The sequence below is a fragment of the Leclercia sp. W6 genome (genome assembly GCF_003336345.1).
Lineage (GTDB): Bacteria > Pseudomonadota > Gammaproteobacteria > Enterobacterales > Enterobacteriaceae > Enterobacter.
On sequence record NZ_CP031104.1, the window covers coordinates 1355754 to 1376177 of the forward strand.

Below are 20424 nucleotides of genomic sequence, written 5' to 3' on the forward strand. Positions count from 1 at the left end.
GATCAGGGTAACCGATGCGGGCATTCCCTCTCTCCCGTCAGGAGAGAGGGAGGTTCAATGGCTTAGCAGAGTGGTTTGACGGCGGCGCGCATGCCCTGATGCAGAATGGCATCCAGATCCTGCGCAACCTGTTCTACCAGCCCGCTCACTTGGGTCAGGTCCTGCTCCCAGTGCTCGCTGACACTCAGCACCGCTGTCACCAGCTCACGCGTGCTAATCTGCTGGTCATGATGCTGCGTCCACAGCTGCTGGAAACGGGTTAACCAGTGCGCGTCATCCTGCACCGGATAGCTTTCGCCGTTACGTTCCGCACGGTAGAAGGCGATCAGGGCCGCCAGCGCAAAGGTCAGGCGCGCCGGGAGTTTGCCACTGGCCTGCTGCCCCGCCAGAAGCTGCGGCAGAATGCGGGTGCGGTACTTGGTCATGCCGTTCAGGGCTATCGACAGCAGCTGATGCTTGATATACGGATTGCGGAAACGGCCCGTTACCGCGCTGGCAAACGAGGCCAGCTCATCGCGCGGCAGATCCAGCACCGGAATAATCTCTTCATGAATCGCTTTTTCGACAAAGGCGCAGATTTCGGTGTCGTTCATCGCTTCACCCACGGTATCCAGCCCCGCCTGGAACGCCACCGGCACCAGCGCGGTATGTGCGCCGTTGAGGATCGCCACTTTGCGCTCTTTGTATGGCTTGATGTCATCAACAATAAGCACGTTCAGCGCCAGCTTATCGAGACGCAGCTCCTGCGCCAGCGATTTAGGCCCCTGGATCACAAACAGATAGAAGTGTTCAGCGGTATCGAGGAAGGCATCGTGATAGCCCAGAGAGGCTTCAAGCTCAGCCACTTCATCGCGCGGATAGCCGGTGACGATACGGTCCACCAGGGTAGAACAGAAGGTGTTGGTATCGTTGAGCCACTGGATAAAGGCCGCAGGCAGCGCCCACTCCTGGGCATAGCGCAGCACCAGCTCACGCAGGGCATCACCGTTGTAGTCAATTAATTCGCACGGCACGATCACCCAACCTTTATCGGCGGCACCGTTGAAATGGCTGAAACGCTCGAACAGCAGGCGGGTCAGTTTTGCCGGATAGCTGACCGCAGGCGCATCCTCAAACTTATCCCCGGCGTGATAGCTTATCCCCGCTTCCGTGGTGTTAGAGAAGACAAAGCGCATCTCCGGGTTATGCGCCAGCTTCAGGAATTCATCGTACTGATCGTAAACGCTAATCTCACGGTTCACCGAGCGGATAAGACGCGCGTCGCTGACCGCTTCGCCCTGCTCGTTCAGGCCGCGAATGATGGTGGTATACAGGCCGTCCTGAGTGCTCAGCGAAGGCGGAAAATCGCTTTTGATGGGGCGCACAATCGCGATACCGGCATTCAGGTCGGTATGCTCGTTAAGCAGATCGATCTGCCAGTCAATAAACGCGCGCAGGAAGTTGCCCTCACCAAACTGGATGATACGTTCAGGATAGAGAGCACCGGGGAAATCACGACGGTTTAGTGTGTTCACAATGGGGTCCTTGTAATGATTAGTCATACAGCCTGATAAGATTGGTACGATAACTTATCAAACTTTACGACCACGAACCCCTGTTTTGATCAATTCCGGTGTGAATTGTGACAGGATCTATATGAATTTGTAGACCAGAACGCCTGCGGGTTTTACTTCTCCCTTCTCAACATCCGGTACCTCGCTGCTGTTTCATGGAGTACATCATCTGGTCGGCAGTGGCCAGCCAGCTCTTGAGATCGTCGCGGTCGTGATCGAACTCGCGCACGCCCCAGGAAAAGGAGAGCGCCCACGGATATTCGGCATGCTCGTTCCAGTTCGCCGCCTGTTCGGTAAGAAACTGCATGGCGATCCATGCCCCCTTTTCGTCGCTGTTGGCAAACAGAATGGCAAACTCATCTCCGCCGTAGCGCGACAGCACGTCGGCTTCACGAAAAGTGGAGCTCAGCAGACCGGCCATCGCCTTCAGGGCGTTGTCGCCATCTGTGCGGCCATAGCGGGCGTTTATCTGCTTAAAGCGATCGAGATCCAGCCAGGCCAGGGTTAAAGGCTCAGCCCGACGGCGGGCAGCGCGAATGGCATAGGTCGCCAGATGATGAAAGCCCCGGCGGTTGTAGAGCCCGGTCAGCGGGTCGGTGATACTGGCGCTGGCGGCGGCAAACTCCGCTTCCACCAGTGCCGCCAGATCGGCCAGCGCCTCAATGTCAGAAGGCGAAAAAGGCCGTGGATAGTGATCGATAATACAGAGCGATCCCACCGTGGCCCCACCGGGCAGGCGCAGCGGATAACCCGCGTAAAAGCGGATAGGATCATCGTCGGTGACCAGGGGGTTATCGGCAAAGCGGGTATCGTCCAGGGTATCGGGGATCACCAGCGGTGCATCGCTAAGGACGGTATGGCCGCAAAACGAGAGATTTCGCGGCAAATTGGTCGGGTCGCCGCCATCGGTGGATTTAACGACCACAACGTGCTCGTCAACCAGGTTGATCATCGCCACCGGCACGCCAAACACGCGTCTTGCCAGCCGGGTAATGCGCGTGTAAGTCGGGTGATTTTTTGGTTCAAGCAGCCCGGATTCACGCAAGGCACTGAGACGCTTTGCTTCATTGCTGGGTAGTGAGGGTGATTTCATACGGGCTCCGTACGTCAGGCTTTTTAAAAGCTTAGCGCATCCTGAGGCGGGTCAGTGGGCAAAAATGCGGTTTTTACCATCGCGTTTAGCCTGATACAGTGCGGCGTCGGCAGCCTGTAACCAGTCTGTAACATTTCCCATCTCCTGGGTGGCGCAGGCAATGCCAATACTCATTGTGCAGTGGACGGCTTCTTCCGCGACGTCACCGATAACCGCTGCCGCATCCATAATGCGCGTAGCGACCACTCGCGCTTCGTCGAGGGTGGTATCGGGCAGCAGGATCACAAACTCGTCCCCGCCCAGTCGCGCCGGGGTGTCGCTCTGACGGCTGGCGATATGCAAGATTTGTGACACTGTCACTAAAAGCATATCCCCTACCTTGTGCCCGTAGCGATCGTTGACCTCTTTAAAGTTATCGATATCGATAAACATCAGCGCCGAATCGTGGCAGGTTTGCTGCAGTTTATGCAGCTCATGATCGATACGCTCCTCCAGCAGACGCCGGTTGGCAATGTCCAGCAGCGGGTCCATCATCGCAATGCGCTCCAGCTCGCGCGATTTGAAGCGCAGCCGCATGGCGATACTGTTGGTGAGCACGCTCAGCGCCACGGTATAGATAGCAATCAACGGCAGCGTGGCATAGAGGGTACGCTGCGACATCCACGGCACCAGCGCCATTCCCTGCGACAGCCAGCTCCCCATAAAGACCGCCACCATCACCGCCCCGGCCTTTTTCATCAACGGAAAGCCACCCGCCGCCAGCCGGTCAGCAAGTAAGATAGTGGCAATGGCGACGGAAGGCAGCGGATTGACCGCCATCATGGCGATCCAGAAGCCGCCTGCCCCGGCGTCTAAAACCAGGTTCTGATGTTCGGTAAGGAGCGGCGTCGAAGAACGCCGGGCGCGCCAACAGGCCAAAGTTGGCCAGACAAAGGCGTTGATGGCCAACAATCCCATAAGCCAGACGGAACGTTGCTGTTCCAGCAGGACAGAGAGAATAGGAATAAAGCAGAGGAAGGTTCCAAGCATTCGCATCAGATACATGCGTTTGATAAACCGACTGCCAGGCACGCGAGGGGATTTACTGAGTCTGTCAGTTCCGTTCATCACACGATTTTTCCGATATAATCACCCTTTTATATTATTGACGTTGAATTTTTGTATCAAGGCATTTATCAGTTTCGTGAATACATGGTAAAGGGCGTCACCGCGCCCTGGCAAACGATTACAGCTGTTCCGAAGGCGCTACCGCCTGTTCGGTAGTTTTTATCTCTGTCATTCGGGCGCTGGTACGATTTCGACCTGCTTTTTTCGAACGATACAGATAATCATCCGCTTCAGTCATCAGACGATTAAACACTTCTGTGAGCTGTGACGGCTCCGACCTTCCGCTGCCCAGACCAATACTGACGGTTAAAAACAGCGTCTGCCCCCGCCAGTTAAAGGGATGTTGTTCAACCGTGGTACGAATACGCTCCGCCAGAGCATATGCCTGCCCGGCTGAAGCGGAGTTAACCACCACGGCAAACTCTTCGCCGCCCATTCGCGCCACCAACCCTGCATTACCTACCGTCTCCTGCACTTTGTGCGCAAAAGCGGCCAGAACGGTATCGCCACACTCGTGACCATAGTTGTCGTTGATGCTTTTGAAATAGTCGATATCCAGCAGCATGACGGTTAGCCGCGGGCTTTTGCGCTTCCCTTCAACATTTTTGAGCGCCTCATACAGCCCGGAGCGGGAGTAAACCTGAGTCAGATAGTCGTAATCGGCACGCAGGGAAACCTGGCGGATCAGAGAATTGATCGCCGCCATGCTGACCGAGACCATAACCGGGCAGATTGCCAGGGTGGCGATCCCCAGACGGGCAGAGAACATCATCGGGGTGGTGAGCGGCGTGGTTGCCACGATGGTGATGATGGAGTTGCCAATCAGGGTGATCTCTACCGTCCCGGTGACAAAGGTTAACAAGCAGGTTGCTGGCAGCGAATAGCGCACCGCGCACCAGATCAGCGCCGGCAGCGGAAACGCCAGCGCACCGGCCCCGCCGATTGCGACCGAGGCCATCACCGAGATAATCAGTAACACCACCGGCATCAAATGACTGGCACGTATGGCCCGGTTGAACGTGGGCCAGGTCATGGTCAGCATACAGGGGACAATCAATACCCCGGTAGAAAACTGTTCGCTAAACCAGTCGGCGACCAGCGGCCAGAAGGCGCGACTGTCCACCCCGCCCGCCACCGCCGCCCCGAGCAGGGCGCTCAGCAGCGCAGCCAGCAGACAATAGTTAAACAGCCGCAGGGCATTCACCGGATCCGGGGTGCGGTTTTTCAGTTGCTTGTCGCGCTGGACCAACAGGGCTACGGTGACAATAAACACCATATTCGAGAGGTTAATGCCCAGCGAGGAGATGCCCCAGTCGGTGGTGATGGCGTCGTATACCAGCATGGCGATATAGGACATCACGTAATAGCGAGGCCGGTTCAGGTAAGCGTAGCGGGCAAACACCCCTGCCATCACGCCATTCAGCGGCCAGAACATCGACAGCGACTCCATCAGACGAAGCTGCGCGCCGATAAAATAGAACAGCGTGGTCAATACCACTATTCCCGCCGCGTTTCGGAACGGACTGTGCGGCTGAAAAAGTGTGAATGTTCTGGCGTGAGCAGAAGACATGCAATATCAATCCATAGGTTTGCTTTTAACATTGAATACACATCCACGCGGATGAATGTTAAAAGTTTGGGATTAATGTATATCACATTAAGGGGATAACTATCATCTTCCAGTTAGCAGTGCTTATCAATTGCGCCGTCAGCGTGACGGCACAGGCAGTGCTTAATAGACTGAACGCCCCAGCTACTGAGTCAGGTGTTCCAGCGCTGTGACGCCCGCCAGGGAGTTCCCCGCGTCGTCCAGTTCAGGGCTCCAGACCGCAATCGCCATCTCGTGTGGCACGATCGCCACTACCCCGCCACCTACCCCCGATTTGGCAGGCAGCCCCACCCGCCAGGCGAACTCACCGGCGTTCTGATACATCCCGCTTGTCGCCATCAACGCATTGACCTGCCGGGCCTGCATCGGCGTAACAACGGGCTCTGAGAGATGCGGGGCATAACCCTGAGCAGCCAGAAAAAGAAACGTTTTTGCCAGTTCGACACAGCTCATCTTCAGGGCGCAGTAGTGGAAGTAGTTTTGTAGCACTGTAGGCACGTCGTTATGGAAATTGCCGAACGATTTCATCAGCCAGGCGATCGCCGCATTGCGCGCCGAGTGTTCAAACTCCGAACGGGCAACGGCGGAATCGTAGCCGATATCGCTTACTCCAGAGAGCTGACGCACGATCTCCAGCATTCTCTGGCGCGGTGCGCTCAGGCGGCTTTGCAGCATGTCGCATACCACCAGCGCCCCGGCGTTAATAAACGGATTACGCGGTTTGCCCTGTTCGATCTCCAGCTGCAACAGCGAATTGAACGGCTGACCGGAGGGATCTTTCCCTACCCGCTGCCAGATCTCATCCTCGTCATACTGACGCATCGCCGCCACCAGGCTCAGGACTTTCGAAATCGACTGAATGGAAAAACGCTCGGTGGCATCACCGGCCTGAAAGTGCTGCCCGTCCACCGTAGTGATGGCAATCCCGAGTTTGTTGCCATTGACCGAGGCCAGCGCCGGGATGTAATCGGCAACTTTACCCTTGCCCAACAGGGAGCGTACTTGCGCCAGAATGGCGTCCAGCATCTGATTATTGATGTTCGCAGCCATCGGTTGCTCCTTGCTCACAGGCCAAAAACGGCCTGCGAGTATAACAGAGGCTGATGGATGGCGTCAGGCAGGCAGTCGGAACCGCGAGACGGCCTGCAACAGCAGGCCCGATTCATCATGCAGCCGTTGGGAGGCTTCGGAGGCGGTATTGACCAGCGCATCGGTCTGGCGAGCTACCTGGTTCAGCGCCTGAAGCTGGCTGGTCATACGGTGAATACTCTCGCCCTGACTGAGGGTGGCAACGGAGATCTCATTCAGCAGACTGCAAAGATTACCCACCAGGCCAATCACCTGCTGGAGGTTATCCTCCAGCCGGGTGACGGCTTTCGAGCCATCCTCAATGCCCTGCAACGAGTGGTTGATCAATTGCTGGATGGTCTGGGTCGAGTGGCTGCTTTTACGCGCCAGCAGCCCCACCTCCCGGGCCACCACGGCGAATCCACGCCCCTGGTTGCCGGCATGGGCCGCTTCGATGGCCGCGTTCAGCGCCAGAATGTTGGTCTGGAACGCTACATTATCGATGATCGCCACAATGCCGCGCATCTCCGAAGAGCGCTCCACGATGGCCGCCATCGAGGCATTGACCGTCTCCATCATCCGGTCTCCCCCTGCCGCCATCGCCCGCGCCTCGTCCGCCCGTGAGCTTGCCAGTTTTGCGTAGCCGCTGTTTCCCTCGACGTGGATTTCCAGCGCGGCAATATGCGCGGTCACCTCTTTCAACTCCTGCGCCTGACGCGCAGACTGCTGATAGAGATCCTGATTGCCCTGCGCCAGCGAGCCAATATTGGTCACCATCGAGGTGGTCGCCTCGCTGACCTGGGTCACCAGCTGTTGCAGGCCCTGTTGCAGCGTCTCCACGCTACCGCCCAGTTGCGCAATCTCGCGGTTAAACCGGGTCACGGTGGGTAGCGGCGAAGAGAGATCCCCCGCCGCCAGCAAATTAATATGGGCGATAAGGCGACGCAGCGGGACGATCACCCAGCGGGACATGGCAAACCACACCGCAACCGCAATCCCCAGCAGAACAACCGGGGCCAGCAGGAACAGCGATTGTAGGTCGGACAGGCTGGCGGTCAGCCGCTGTCGCCCCTCCGTGGCGCGCTGGGCGCTGGCCTGCTGATAGCGGGCATAGTTGTCATTAAAATCGGCCTGAAAGGCCTGAGCGGGTACAGCAAAGAAGGCATCGATCGACTGACCGTTGACCAGCCCGTCGGCCTGCTCACGGATAGCGTCGAAAAACAACTGGTAGCTATTGAGCAGTGCTTCATCCTGCGGCGGGTTCATTGCTTGCCACGCCTGCCAGGCCTGCTGGGAATCACGTAGCGCCTGTTGCGCTTCGTCCATCAGGCTGTGCCAGCTGCCGTCCGAGCCGGTTTCTTTATCCTGCATAAAATAAACCCCCGCGCGGTTAAGCAGATCGCTTGCTGCCAGCAACGAGATGCGGGCCTGATCGACCTTTGCCTGTTGCAGCCAGGCCATCTGGTTGCGCTGTTCGTTGCGCTGGGCATCGCGCAGGGAGACGGAAAGTAAGACCGATGAAGAGATTTGCAACGCGGAAAAGAGGCCGATGATACAGAAGATCCCCGCCAACAAACCAAACTGCCGGGGAGTAATGCGGCGAAAAATTTGCATTAAGTTCATGATTTCTTCATTAACAAGGACTTAGACGTGGGCGAGTCTACGCAGTGAAAATGACAGAACTATTTCAGAATAATGACAGACGCCCGGCTGCGCTTCGCTTGCGCGGGCCTACAGGTTATGTAGGCCGGGTAAGCGCAGCGCCACCCGGCAGGAATACGGACTCAACGTCAAATCCGGCGGCGCTTTGCTTGCGCGGGCCTACAGGTTTTGTAGGCCGGGTAAGCGCAGCGCCACCCGGCGGAACAATGGGCTCAAAGTTAAACCCGGTCTTTCCACACCGTCTGCACATTACAAAACTCATGCAGGCCAAAGTGTGACAACTCCCGGCCAAAGCCGCTCTTCTTCACCCCGCCGAACGCCACGCGGGCGTCGCTGGCGCTGTAGCCGTTGATAAACACCCCGCCGCACTCGAGCTGGCGGGCAAAGCGGTCGGCCAGCTCTCCATTCGCGGTAAAGACCGTCGCCGAAAGCCCAAAATCGCTGTCGTTAGCCAGGGCAAGCGCGTGATCGGCATCGGTTGCTACGCTAATCGCCGCTACCGGACCAAACAGCTCCTGACGAAACGCGGTCATCGCTGGAGTCACATCTCCCAGCACGGTCGGCGCATAGTAGTTCCCTGCCCCGGCAATCTTCTCGCCGCCCAGCAGCAGGGTCGCTCCCTCGGCCAGCGTCGCCTGAACCTGCTGATGCAACTCGTCACGCAGATCGAAACGCGCCATCGGGCCGAGGTAGTTCTCTTCGTTATCAGGCGCGCCCATCTTCAGCGCCGCGGTGGCCTCGACAAAGCGACGGCTGAACGCATCGGCAACACCCGCCTCGACGATAAAGCGCTTGGCTGCCGCACACACCTGCCCGGTGTTCTGATAGCGACCGGTCACCGCCGCTTTCACCGCCAGATCCAGGTCGGCATCGTTCAGGACAATAAAGGGATCGGAACCGCCCAGTTCAAGGACGCATTTTTTCAGCGCGGCCCCGGCCTGGGCGCCAATGGCGGCCCCGGCACGCAGGCTGCCGGTCACGGTTACCGCCGCAATGCGCGGATCGGCGATCATCTGGCTCACCCCGTCGTTAGTGGCGTTCAGCTGGGCAAACACCCCCTGCGGGAATCCGGCGTCGTTAAAGATCGCTTCAATCAGGTTCGCGGCGCCCAGCACGTTCGGGGCATGTTTCAGCAGATAGCTGTTGCCCGCCAGAATAATCGGCACCGCACCGCGCAGCACCTGCCAGAGCGGGAAGTTCCACGGCATCACCGCCAGCACCGGCCCCAGCGGGCGATACTCAATGACCGCGTCCGCCACCTGGGTTGCCTCGGTATTGAGCATGGCCGGGCCATGTTCAGCATACCAGTCGCATAGCCCGGCGGATTTCGCCACCTCTCCGCGCGCCTGGGCGATGGGTTTGCCCATTTCGCGCATGATCATCTGCGCCATCTCTTCGCCACGGTTGCGCAGCGCGGCGCCCAGATCGCGTAGCTTTTGCGCACGCGCCGCCACCGGCACGCTGCGCCACTGGCGAAAAGCGGTATCGGTCTGTGCAAGGGCTTGTTCAACCGCGGTAGCGGTCGCCCACGGCCAGACGGCCAGGGTTTCGCCGTTTGCCGGGTTAATGGACAGGGCATGGGTAGCAGAAGGTGTCGTCATGATCGGCTCCGTGTATTAACAGTTGCTACAGTGTGGCGCGATCTGCTATTTCTTAAAAATGAATAATAATAACCACCTTATTCACGAAATGAGAACGATATGGATCTGACCCAGCTGGAGATGTTTAACGCCGTCGCCCAGACCGGCAGCATTACCCAGGCCGCGCAGAAAGTGCATCGCGTGCCCTCAAACCTGACCACCCGCATCAAACAGCTGGAAGCCGACCTCGGCGTGGCGCTGTTCATCCGCGAGAACCAGCGGCTGCGCCTCTCCCCCGCAGGGCATAATTTTTTACGCTATAGCCGACAGATCCTCGCCCTGGTGGATGAGGCGCGGATGGTGGTGGCCGGTGATGAACCCCAGGGGCTGTTTACCCTCGGGTCGCTGGAGAGCACCGCGGCGGTACGTATCCCGGCCTCGCTGGCGCAGTTTAACCAGCGCTACCCGCGCATTCAGTTTGCGCTGGCGACCGGCCCTTCGGGGACAATGATTGACGGGGTACTGGAAGGGACGCTGAGCGCGGCCTTTGTGGACGGGCCATTAAACCACCCGGAACTGGAGGGCATGCCGGTCTACCGGGAGGAGATGATGCTGGTGGTGCCTGCCGGGCATCCAAAGGTTGCGCGGGCCGCCGACATCAGCGGGCACGATATCTATGCCTTTCGCGCCAACTGCTCTTACCGCCGCCATTTCGAGAGCTGGTTTCATGCGGATCGCGCCACGCCGGGGCGCATCCACGAAATGGAGTCCTATCACGGGATGCTGGCCTGCGTCATTGCCGGGGCGGGCATTGCGCTGATGCCCCGATCAATGCTGGAAAGTATGCCCGGACATCACCAGGTGGCTGCCTGGCCGCTGGCGGAAAACTGGCGCTGGCTCACCACCTGGCTGGTATGGCGCCGGGGCGCGATGACCCGGCAACTGGAGGCGTTTATAGCGCTGCTAAACGAAGGTCAGCCACCAGCATCTTCTCCATAAACAGGCTCAGGGGATCGGGGGCATAGGGAGGAAACGCCTCGCACAGCTGGTAGCCACAGCGTTCATACAGGCGGATGGCCGGAAGCTGCTTGATCCCCGTCTCCAGCCGCAGGGTGTGGCAACTCCGGCTTTGCGCTTCATCTTCCAGCGCCGCCAGCAGCTTTTCACCCAACTGCTGTCCGCGATGAGTCGGATCGATATAGACCCGCTTCATCTCGCCGCTGCCGTCGCCGTTCAGCACGATCGCCCCGCAGCCGACGGCGTTAAGCTGGCGATCGCGGATCACCATCATTATCAGCGCATGGTCGGGCAACCCGGTCAGATCCAGCAGATGATTGCTCTCTGCCGGATAGAGCGCGCTCTGGTAACGATCCAGGGCGGCAATCAGGTTGATGATGTCGGGATGGGCGGGCGATTCAGAGGTGATGGAATACATGGCAGGCTCCTTTTGTCGTTTTTCTCCACCATAACGCTGGCCGACAAACGCAACGGCATATTTTTAACTTATAGCTGCGCCTGACCATTGCGCCCCCCGCGACTGCAGCGTAAGTTTGGGCACAGTCACGGTTAACATCTCAGGAAAACAATGAACACCAAAGCCCGTAAAGTGATGATTATCGGGGCCGGAAACGTCGGCACCTCCGCTGCCTACGCCCTGCTGAACCAGAATATCTGCGAAGAGCTGCTGCTGGTGGATATCAACCAGCCGCGCAGTGAAGGCCACGCCTGGGATCTGGCGGATGCTGCCGCCTATATGCCCGGCATGATGAGCATCTCCACCCGCGAGGCGAGCGACTGTGCCGATGTGGATATCGCGGTGATCACCGTCTCCGGCGGCGCCCTCAAACCGGGCCAGACGCGGCTGGATGAGCTGAACGCCACGGCCCGCATTGTGAAAAACATTGTTCCGCAGATGATGGCGGGTGGCTTTAACGGCATCTTTCTGATTGCCACCAACCCGTGCGACATCATCACCTGGCAGGTGTGGCAGCTCTCCGGCCTGCCGCGTAATCAGGTGATCGGCACCGGCGTCTGGCTGGATACCACCCGTCTACGGCGGACCCTGGCGCAGGCGCTCGATATCGGCGCCCAGAGCATCGACGCCTTTATCCTCGGCGAGCATGGCGATACGCAGTTCCCGGTCTGGTCCCATTCGTCGGTATATGGCTCACCCATTGCCGAGGTATATCAACGCCATACCGGCCAGACGCTGGATTTTGACGAGCTGGCCGAGCGCGTGCGCAAACAGGGCTTTGAGATCTACGCCCGCAAGGGCTGCACGGAGTACGGTATCGCCGCCACCATCGCCGAGATCTGCCGCAATATTTTCACCGGCAGCCACCGGGCGCTGGCGATCTCCTGCATTCTGGAGGGTGAGTATGGCGTTGATGGGGTAGCGATTGGCGTACCGGCGGTGCTGGCCCAGAGCGGGGTCCAGCAGATCATTGAATTAAAACTGGCGGAAGAGGAGCAGCAGAAGTTCCGCCATTCGGTAGAGGTGATTAAGGCCAATATCGCCCGCCTGCCCTGAGCCTTAAGGGGCTAAGGTCAGCGTGGCATCCAACTGGCTTAAGGTCTGCTGCACATTCTCATCCAGACGTTTATCGGTGACGATATCGGTCAGAGAGTTGAGGTGCGCTACATTAAACAGCGACCAGGCGCCATATTTCGTGCTGTCGGCGAGCAGTACGCGGCGTCGGGCGTTGGCAATCAGATCGCGCTTCAGCGCCGCTTTCTCTTCCGTCGGCGAGGTAATGCCGCGCTCCAGATCCCAGCCGTTACAGCTGACAAAGGCGATATCCGGCCAGATATTTTGCAGCAGACGGCGACCGTGCTCGCCGATGCAGGACTGGCTGGAATCGTCGATGCGCCCGCCAATGATCGTCACCTCGATCTGCTTAAACTCTGACAAAAACAGGGCGATATGCAGATCGCTGGTGATCACGCGCAGCGGCAGATGGGTCAGCTGACGCGCGAGTTCAATCATGGTGGTGCCCGCATCGAGCACCACCGCATCACCGGCCTTAACAAAGCTGGCGGCGGCGCAGGCGATGGCGTGTTTCTCCGCCAGGCTGCGCTGCATCTTTTCACTGGTGGTGGGCTGGGAAGGGATAAACCGGTTCAGGGTCACGCCACCATGGGTGCGGCTGATGACCCCCTCCTGATCGAGCTTAATCAGATCCCGGCGAATGGTCGCAGGCGAGGCATCCGTTGCCGCCACCAGCTGATCCACTGTCACCAGATTGTGCCCTTTCAGGTAGTCCATTATCTGTTCTAACCGGCTATATCCCTTCATATTATTCCCGTGTGATTTGCATCGCTAACTGGATAGAAACCGTCATGCTCTCAGACTTCGCTTTACCTGTCCACGCAATGTCAAATGCGGTGCCGTGGTCAGCAGAAGTACGGATAAACGGCAGCCCGGCGGTGATGTTCACCCCGTCGTAAAAACCGAGTAATTTTAACGGAATATGGCCCTGATCGTGATACATCGCCACCACTATGTCGTACATGCCTTCGTGGCACTGCATAAACACCGTATCCGGCGGACACGGTCCGAACACATTCAGCCCCTTGGCCTTCATCGCCTCAACGGCCGGGCCGACAATCTTGATCTCTTCGTCACCAAACAGACCGTTCTCCCCGGCGTGCGGGTTAACCCCGGCCACCGCAATACGCGGATTGGTGTAGCCCACCCGCTTGAGGAAGGTATCGGCAATGCCAATCACGGTTTTTACCCGATCCTGGTTGAGGGTATCAAGGAATTTGCGCAACGCGATGTGGGTGGTGATGTGGATCACCTTCAGCTGATCGGTATAGAGCACCATCGCGTAATCTTTGCTGTCGGTCAGGTGCGCCAGCAGTTCGGTATGGCCCGGATAGTGGTGGCCCGCCAGATGCAGCGCCTCTTTGTTCAGCGGCGCGGTGGCAACGGCTTTCACTTCCCCCGCCATCGCCAGCTCGGTAGCGCGACGCACGCAGCGGTAGGCCAGATCCCCCGCCTGCGCCTGTACGACGCCTGGCTGTAACGCTTCGGGGTCCGCCAGCGGCTCATCCAGCACGTTGATGATCGCCGGGCCAAACTGCGCCTCGCTGACGCGGGTAATCACACGTAACTCTGCCGGCGCGGTGATACCTTTTTCCAACACCCGTTGCAGGGTACGGGCGCAACCCACCACCACGACAGGCGCGCCGGAGAGCTCCCCCTCGGTCAGGGATTTGATAATGATTTCCGGGCCGATGCCCGCCGGGTCACCCATTGTTACAGCAATGATATTAGTCACTCATCTTCTCCTCGATAAAATGCAAAACCTCAAGCAGCGTGGTTTCAGTACCAAAACCGCCCGCTTTGGTCATGACTGGCCCTTGCCAGCGACAACCCAAAAATCGACCAAACGGCACGCACTGCGCCACCTGTCCGCGAATGGCAAAACCTTGCGCGTTAAGCGCGCTGGCGACCGCCATCGCCACATCGCCACCGGAGACATAGAGCGCCGCCGGGCGGCGGGTCTCCAGCGCGTTACGCGTCAGCGCACCCAGAAAGGCGCTGATGGTCTCCCCCAGCGCCGCGCGGCTTAATCCGCGCTGCTGGCAGAGCGTCTCTATCTGATGCCGTGCCTGGATGTCGGCGCAGGTATGCACCACGCAGTGCTGGCCTGCCGCAAGCGCTTGGGCGATCTGCTGCTGGTATCCCGCCATCGTCCCGTTAAACACATCATTGATATCAATTAATACCGTGCTGACATTGTGCTGGTCGCGCACGCGCTGGATCTGCTTTTGCGCAATTTCGCTCATCGAACCGATAACCGCCAGCAGCTGGCGCGGCGTGGCAAGACGGCGCGCCAGGGCATCGCATAGCCCGGCGGAGCCCACCAGCAGCGGCTTTTCATCGCAGGCAAACGCCATGTTGATAATCTGGTCCAGCTCCGCGTCGGTCTGCGCATCCACAATCACCAGACGCGCATCGCTCGCGAGCGCTGTGGCAAGTTCCGCCGGCGTGACCACCCTGCTTTTAAGTCGGGTTTGCTCCGCCAGCACCTTCGCTACCTGCGCGTGGCGCACCGGGGTTTTCGGGTCGCTGGCAAACTCGGTCTCCGTCACCGGCACGCCGTTCACCAGGCAGAGGCCCTGTTCGGTGGTGCGCCCGGCGGCCGGGAATGCCGGGGCGATAATCGCCTGGCCCTTACCGCTAAGCCTCAGCAGCGCCTCTACTTCAGCGCCCGGGTTGCCGCGAAGCGTTGAGTCAATTTTCTTAATCAGCCATTTGGCCGCGTGAACGTCGGTCGCATACTGCGTCAGTTTTTCAGCCGCCTCTGATGCCTTCATCGCCCGGCTATCGCTATTAATAACCAGCGCATCGGTGTCGTCGGTAAAAGGCGTCTGAAACGCCACGCTGACTTTTTTGCCGCTTAGCGCCAGGCTCACCCCCGCATCGTTGGCACCGGTAAAGTCGTCGGCGATCACCACGATCTCTCTGTTCAGGTTGTTCACGTTCATCCTCAAAGGTTCGTCGTTCCTGTTAATGATTATATTCAATCATGATTGATTATATGTGAGCAATATCAAGTTATTCGGTTTGCGAATAAATTATAAATTTAGAGACACGATGACTGTGATTGCCTGTTTTGAGCGAAATCAATCACAGACACAGCAACAGGAGAGCAATGTGTTAACCATTAACAGTACGATAATCAGCGGTGCGGGTGCGATCCCGGCCCTCGCGCCACTGCTGGCAGGCAAGTCGCGCCTTTTACTGGTCACCGACGGTAATATCGCCCGTCTGGAGGCCGCCCGCGCTATCCGCGCCCTGCTGGAAGCCGATAACCGCAGCGTCAGCGTGATTGAGCGCGTGCCGCCAGAGCCCACCCATCACGACGTTCACGCTCTGCTGGCTGACATCAACGATACCGCTTTTGATCTGGTGGTGGGCGTAGGCGGCGGCAGCGTACTGGATGTAGCGAAACTGCTCTCCGTGCTGTGCCATCCGGCCTCGCCGGGGCTGGACGCCCTGCTGGCAGGTGAAAAACCGACCCAGCGCCTTGCTTCATTATTGTTTCCCGCCAGCGCCGGTACCGGCTCCGAAGCCACGCCAAACGCGATCCTCGCCATTCCTGAGCAGAGCACCAAAATCGGCATTATCTCCCCGGTACTGCTGCCCGATTACGTGGCGCTGCTGCCGGAACTGACCACCAGCATGCCGCCGCACATCGCCTCGTCGACCGGGATCGACGCCCTGTGCCACCTGATCGAGTGTTTTACCGCCACCGTCGCGAATCCGGTGAGCGATAACGCAGCGCTGATTGGTCTGCGCAAGCTGGTCAATAACATCGAAACCGCCTGCGCCGAGCCGCACAACCTGGCGGCGAAGCTCGAAATGCTGTGGGCGTCCTACTACGGCGGCGTAGCCATCGCCCATGCCGGAACCCATCTGGTGCATGCCCTTTCCTATCCGCTGGGCGGGAAATATCACCTGCCGCATGGGGTGGCGAACGCCATCATGTTAGCGCCCTGCATGCGCGTGGTGCGCCCGGACGCGGTGGAAAAATTTGCCCAGGTGTGGGATCTGGTGCCGGGTGCCGATACCTCCCTGTCGATGGAGGCGAAATCCCATGCGCTGGTGGAGTGGTTTGCCGCCCTGGTGCGTCGCCTGAACTTACCGGACAACCTCGAGACGCTGGGCGTCCCGCGGGATGATATCGCTTCGCTGAGCGATGCCGCCCTGAACGTAAAACGCCTGATGAACAATGCCCCGCGTCAGGTCAGTCATGCCGAGGTACAGGGTATTTACCAGACCCTGTTCCCCAAACGTTAATATCGAAGGAGTGAACAATGCGTAACAAGATTGAAGGCGTGCTGACGGCGATCGTCACCCCCTTTACGGACGACGGCGCCCTGCATCTGCCGGGGCTGAAACGCCAGATCCAGCGTCAGCTGGCGGCGGGTAACGGCATTTTCTGTGGCGGCACCAACGGGGAGTTTTTCGTGCTGACCGAAGAGGAAAAAGTGGCCGTCACTCGCGCCTGCGTGGAAGAGGTCGCCGGGCGTGCGCCGGTGGTGGCGCATATCGGAGAGATCTCCACCCGCGCCACTATTCGTCTCGGCAAGCAGATCGAAACCCTCGGCGTGGATGCCGTTTCGGTAATCACCCCATGGTTTGTTCCCCTGAACCAGGCGGAACTGATCGCCCACTACACCGCTATCGCCGATGCCCTGACCGTGCCGGTATTTCTCTACAACATCCCGGCGCGTACCGGCAATACCATCGAGCCGCAGACAGCGCGGGTGCTGGCTTCGCACCCGAACATCATCGGCATTAAGGACAGCGCAGGCAGCTACGAGAGCCTGAGCGGATTTCTGAAAGCCGTAGCGGATATCGACGATTTTGACGTGCTCAACGGCCCCGATTCGCTCATCCATCAGGGCTTTGTTGAGGGCTGTTCGGCCTGTATTTCCGGGCTGGCGAACGTGGCGCCGGAGGCGATCAACGCCATCTGGACGCGTTTCCATGCGGGCGATGTTGAGGGCTCGCGTCGGGCGCAGGATGGCGTGACTGAACTGCGCACGAATCTGTATAAAGTGGCCTTCTCTCCGGCGGCGGTAAAAAAAGCGCTGCAGGTGATGGGCGAAGAGGTGGGTGAAAGCCGCTACGCGGTGGCTTTCGATGCGCAACAGACTGAACAGATCCGCCAGATAGTGACGAAGTCACTGCAGTAACCGGCGTTTGATTTCGTCCATAAGAATACCGGGCACCGGGTGTGCCCAGGTTTCCTACGCCCTGAAGAGAGGCAAAGATGAACAATTTTACCGCTGAAGATACCCTGATCATCGTAGGCATCGTGATTGTCTACATCCTGTTTACCACCTGGCTGACCTTCCGGTTACGCAGTAAAAACACCGGTGATTTTATGGAAGGCTCCCGGGCGATGCCAGCCTTTATCGTCGGGATCCTGCTGATGTCCGAATATATCGGTGCCAAGTCCACCATCGGGACCGCCCAGGCGGCGTTCGAGGATGGTTTTGCCGCCTCCTGGTCGGTGATTGGCGCAGCCATCGGCTTCCCGCTGTTCGGCCTGCTGCTGGTGAAGCGCATCTATAACACCGGCAAAATCACCATCTCCGGGGCGATTGCCGAGAAGTACGGCAACAGCACCAAAAACATCATCTCCATCATCATGATCTACGCCCTGCTGCTAGTAAACGTCGGCAACTATGTCTCCGGCGCGGCGGCGATCTCCACCGTACTGAAGGTCAACCTGCCGGTGGCAGCCTTTATTACCGCGGTTGTCAGTACCTTCTACTTCGCCTTTGGCGGCATGAAAGGGGTAGCGTGGGTGACGCTGCTGCACAGCGCCCTGAAGTATTTCGGCATCCTGATCATCATGGGCTTCGCGCTCTCTAAAACCGGCGGCTTTACGCCTATGATTGAGCAGATGCCGAGCTACTACTGGACCTGGGACGGCAACATCGGCGCCAGCACCATTGTCGCCTGGCTGATCGGCACCATCGGCTCCATCTTCTGTACCCAGTTCGTTATCCAGGCCATCTCGTCCACCAAGGATGTGAAATCAGCTAAACGCTCCACCTGGGTCGCCTTCTTCTTCTGCCTGCCGATTGCGCTGGCGATTGCGGTGATTGGCGTGGCGGCGAAGTATCTGCACCCGGAGATCGACAGCCTCTACGCCATGCCGATCTTCCTGCAGGACATGAATCCGTGGCTGGCCGGTCTGGTGACAACGTCACTTGTGGCTTCGATTTTCGTCAGCGTAAGTACCGTGGCGCTGGCTATCGCTTCGCTGGTGGTGAAAGATTTCTACGTGCCCTACCGCAACCCGACCCCGGAGCAGGAGTTTAAAGCGACCCGCTGGCTGTCGCTGCTGATTGGCTTCCTGCCGCTGATCTTCGTCCTGCTGGTACCGGAAGTGCTGAAGCTGTCGTTCTTCACCCGCGCCATTCGTCTGTCGATTTCGGTGGTGGCGGTGATCGCCTTCTACGCCCCGTTCTTCAAAAGCACCCGCGGTGCCAACGCTGGCCTGATTGGTGCCTGCGTGATGACCTCGCTGTGGTATCTGCTGGGCGACCCGTTTGGTATTAACAATATGTACATCGCGCTGATCACCCCGGCGGTGATTATGGTCCTCGACCGCCTGATCCCTAATAAAGCGGATCGCAAAGCGCCTGCCCCTGTTCAACATAATGGAGTCTGATATGTCTGTAACCGTAACCCGTGACGGGATTGTTCGCCCGCAGCCAGAGGATGCCCGCGTGGAAACAGCGATGCTGCCCTCTTCCTGCCCGCAGAACCACGCAGCCAATCTGCTGCCGCTGCCGGATGGCACCCTGATGTGCGTCTGGTTCGGCGGCACCCAGGAAGGGATCGCTGATATTTCGGTGTGGGGGTCGCGCCTGGCCCCCGGCAGCAATCAGTGGAGCGCGGCGGTGAAGCTCTCCGACGACGCCAGCCGCTCGGAGCAGAACCCGGTGCTGTTCCTCGCCCCGGACAATGTGCTGTGGCTGCTGTGGACCGCGCAGATCTCCGGCAACCAGGATACCGCCATCGTGCGCTACCGCAAGTCGCAGGATCTGGGCCAGAGCTGGGGGGAGATCGCCACCCTGCTCGATAAGCCCGGCACCTTTATTCGCCAGCCCATCGTGGTGCTGGAGAACGGCAACTGGCTGCTGCCGGTCTTCTACTGCCGCACTAAGCCGGGCGAAAAATGGGTGGGTAACGACGACATCAGCGCGGTGAAGATCTCGGAAGATCAGGGGAAAAGCTGGCGCGATGTCGAGGTGCCGGAGAGCCTGGGCTGCGTGCACATGAACATCACGGCGCTGAAAAACGGTAATCTGGTGGCGCTGTATCGCAGCCGCTGGGCGGATAATATCTACATCAGCCAGTCGCTGGACAACGGCGAAAGCTGGTCGGTGCCGGAGCCGACTGAATTGCCGAACAACAACTCGTCGATTCAGGCCACCACCCTTGCGAGCGGCGAGCTGGCGCTGGTGTTTAACCACATGAGCGCGGCGGGGGCGCTGGAGCGCCGCGCCTCGCTGTATGACGAGATCGACGACGGCGACGGGAAAAGCTGGCCCTGGCAGCGCAATCTTGATGAAGGCGACGGCTACTGCATGACCAACAACTCGTTGGAGAAGCTCAACCGTGAGTTCTCCTACCCTAGCATCAAGCAGAGCCCCGACGGCACGCTGCATATCGCCTACACCTATTTCCGTCAGGCGATCAAATATGTACGTGTATCGCCGGAATGGGTGAAGGAGTCGCAACAGTGATTATCGGTCACCTTAACGCCCTGCCGCTGGCAGGGCTTCCCTCGGTTCTCCGTGAGATCCTCGAGCGCCCGGAGTGCACTCTGGCGGCGCTGGCCGCCCGGGATGACGGACGCTGGCAGCCGGAAGGCTGTACGTGGTTCTGTCATATCGGCCCGGCGCAGACCCAGCCGCAGGCCGAGCGCCATACTGAATATCACCATCAGTGGGCCGATATTCAGGTGGTGCTTGCGGGTGAAGAGATCATTAACGCTGGCATGCAGTCGCTGGCCCAGGCGGGCGATGAAGAGCGCAAGCCGGATCTCTTTATCGCTCCCGGCGCGGTGCATCCGGTGAGCATCACCCTACGCGCCGGTGATTTTGCGGTGTTCCTGCCCGGGGAACCCCATCAGGCGCTGTGTGCCGTGGATGAACCCATGACTGTGCGCAAGGCGGTATTTAAAGTGCCGCGCGCGCTGCTGGAGGGGTGAT

The 20424-nt window shown here is 58.9% G+C and carries 18 protein-coding genes; 7 read left to right on the forward strand and 11 right to left on the reverse strand.

What is annotated here, in order from left to right; genetic code table 11:
* Positions 1–62 precede the first annotated feature (62 nt).
* The 7 genes from DVA43_RS06575 to sad all read right to left on the reverse strand — a co-directional run bounded on the left by DVA43_RS06575 (position 63) and on the right by sad (position 9693).
* Positions 63–1514, reverse strand: coding sequence for a tagaturonate reductase (locus DVA43_RS06575; protein ID WP_114314993.1), 1452 nt, complete (start codon positions 1512–1514; stop codon positions 63–65).
* A 166-nt stretch (positions 1515–1680) separates the two neighbouring features.
* On the reverse strand, positions 1681–2646 hold the full coding sequence (locus DVA43_RS06580) for a sensor domain-containing diguanylate cyclase (protein WP_114314994.1): 966 nt from the start codon (positions 2644–2646) through the stop codon (positions 1681–1683).
* A 51-nt stretch (positions 2647–2697) separates the two neighbouring features.
* Positions 2698–3690 (reverse strand): diguanylate cyclase, encoded by a 993-nt coding sequence (locus DVA43_RS06585; RefSeq protein WP_114314995.1) that lies wholly within the window; start codon positions 3688–3690, stop codon positions 2698–2700.
* Between the two features lie 181 nt (positions 3691–3871).
* Positions 3872–5323, reverse strand: a complete 1452-nt coding sequence (locus tag DVA43_RS06590) for a GGDEF domain-containing protein (protein WP_114314996.1) — start codon at positions 5321–5323, stop codon at positions 3872–3874.
* Between the two features lie 183 nt (positions 5324–5506).
* Positions 5507–6412: a glutaminase B gene (gene glsB, locus DVA43_RS06595; RefSeq protein ID WP_114314997.1), complete on the reverse strand. Its 906-nt coding sequence runs from the start codon at positions 6410–6412 to the stop codon at positions 5507–5509.
* A 63-nt stretch (positions 6413–6475) separates the two neighbouring features.
* Positions 6476–8053 (reverse strand): methyl-accepting chemotaxis protein, encoded by a 1578-nt coding sequence (locus tag DVA43_RS06600; RefSeq protein ID WP_114314998.1) that lies wholly within the window; start codon positions 8051–8053, stop codon positions 6476–6478.
* Positions 8054–8310: 257 nt separating this feature from the next.
* Entirely contained in the window at positions 8311–9693 is a 1383-nt protein-coding gene (gene sad, locus DVA43_RS06605) for a succinate-semialdehyde dehydrogenase (protein ID WP_114314999.1), read from the reverse strand.
* 99 nt (positions 9694–9792) lie between these two features.
* On the opposite strand from sad, the gene DVA43_RS06610 reads away from it, so the two are divergent.
* Positions 9793–10671, forward strand: coding sequence for a LysR family transcriptional regulator (locus tag DVA43_RS06610; RefSeq protein ID WP_114315000.1), 879 nt, complete (start codon positions 9793–9795; stop codon positions 10669–10671).
* Here the strand turns inward: DVA43_RS06610 and DVA43_RS06615 are convergent.
* The gene (locus tag DVA43_RS06615; RefSeq protein ID WP_114315001.1) at positions 10625–11107 is read right to left on the reverse strand and encodes a GNAT family N-acetyltransferase; all 483 of its coding nucleotides are present in this window, start codon (positions 11105–11107) and stop codon (positions 10625–10627) included. The genes DVA43_RS06610 and DVA43_RS06615 overlap by 47 nt on opposite strands.
* 150 nt (positions 11108–11257) lie before the next feature.
* Between DVA43_RS06615 and DVA43_RS06620 the strand changes: the two genes are divergently transcribed.
* The gene (locus DVA43_RS06620; protein ID WP_114315002.1) at positions 11258–12202 is read left to right on the forward strand and encodes an L-lactate dehydrogenase; all 945 of its coding nucleotides are present in this window, start codon (positions 11258–11260) and stop codon (positions 12200–12202) included.
* Between the two features lie 3 nt (positions 12203–12205).
* Here the strand turns inward: DVA43_RS06620 and DVA43_RS06625 are convergent, their stop codons facing one another.
* The 3 genes from DVA43_RS06625 to DVA43_RS06635 are packed head-to-tail and all read right to left on the reverse strand — an operon-like array spanning position 12206 to position 15168.
* A complete protein-coding gene (locus DVA43_RS06625; protein ID WP_103179569.1) occupies positions 12206–12967 on the reverse strand; it encodes a DeoR/GlpR family DNA-binding transcription regulator in 762 nt (253 codons plus the stop codon).
* Between the two features lies 1 nt (position 12968).
* Complete coding sequence (locus tag DVA43_RS06630) at positions 12969–13955, reverse strand: D-threonate 4-phosphate dehydrogenase (RefSeq protein WP_114315003.1); 987 nt, start codon at positions 13953–13955, stop codon at positions 12969–12971.
* Positions 13948–15168, reverse strand: coding sequence for a four-carbon acid sugar kinase family protein (locus DVA43_RS06635; RefSeq protein WP_114315004.1), 1221 nt, complete (start codon positions 15166–15168; stop codon positions 13948–13950). Before DVA43_RS06635 ends, DVA43_RS06630 begins: the two co-directional genes overlap by 8 nt.
* 169 nt (positions 15169–15337) lie before the next feature.
* Here DVA43_RS06635 and DVA43_RS06640 point away from each other — a divergent pair, with 169 nt between their 5' ends.
* The 5 genes from DVA43_RS06640 to DVA43_RS06660 all read left to right on the forward strand — a co-directional run bounded on the left by DVA43_RS06640 (position 15338) and on the right by DVA43_RS06660 (position 20423).
* Entirely contained in the window at positions 15338–16483 is a 1146-nt protein-coding gene (locus DVA43_RS06640) for an iron-containing alcohol dehydrogenase (RefSeq protein WP_114315005.1), read from the forward strand.
* Positions 16484–16500: 17 nt separating this feature from the next.
* Positions 16501–17385 (forward strand): dihydrodipicolinate synthase family protein, encoded by an 885-nt coding sequence (locus DVA43_RS06645; RefSeq protein WP_114315006.1) that lies wholly within the window; start codon positions 16501–16503, stop codon positions 17383–17385.
* Between the two features lie 77 nt (positions 17386–17462).
* On the forward strand, positions 17463–18875 hold the full coding sequence (locus DVA43_RS06650; protein ID WP_114315007.1) for a sodium:solute symporter family protein: 1413 nt from the start codon (positions 17463–17465) through the stop codon (positions 18873–18875).
* Between the two features lies 1 nt (position 18876).
* On the forward strand, positions 18877–19956 hold the full coding sequence (locus tag DVA43_RS06655) for an exo-alpha-sialidase (RefSeq protein WP_114315008.1): 1080 nt from the start codon (positions 18877–18879) through the stop codon (positions 19954–19956).
* The gene (locus DVA43_RS06660; RefSeq protein WP_114315009.1) at positions 19953–20423 is read left to right on the forward strand and encodes a YhcH/YjgK/YiaL family protein; all 471 of its coding nucleotides are present in this window, start codon (positions 19953–19955) and stop codon (positions 20421–20423) included. The genes DVA43_RS06655 and DVA43_RS06660 overlap by 4 nt, the downstream gene beginning before the upstream one ends.
* Position 20424: the final 1 nt, after the last annotated feature.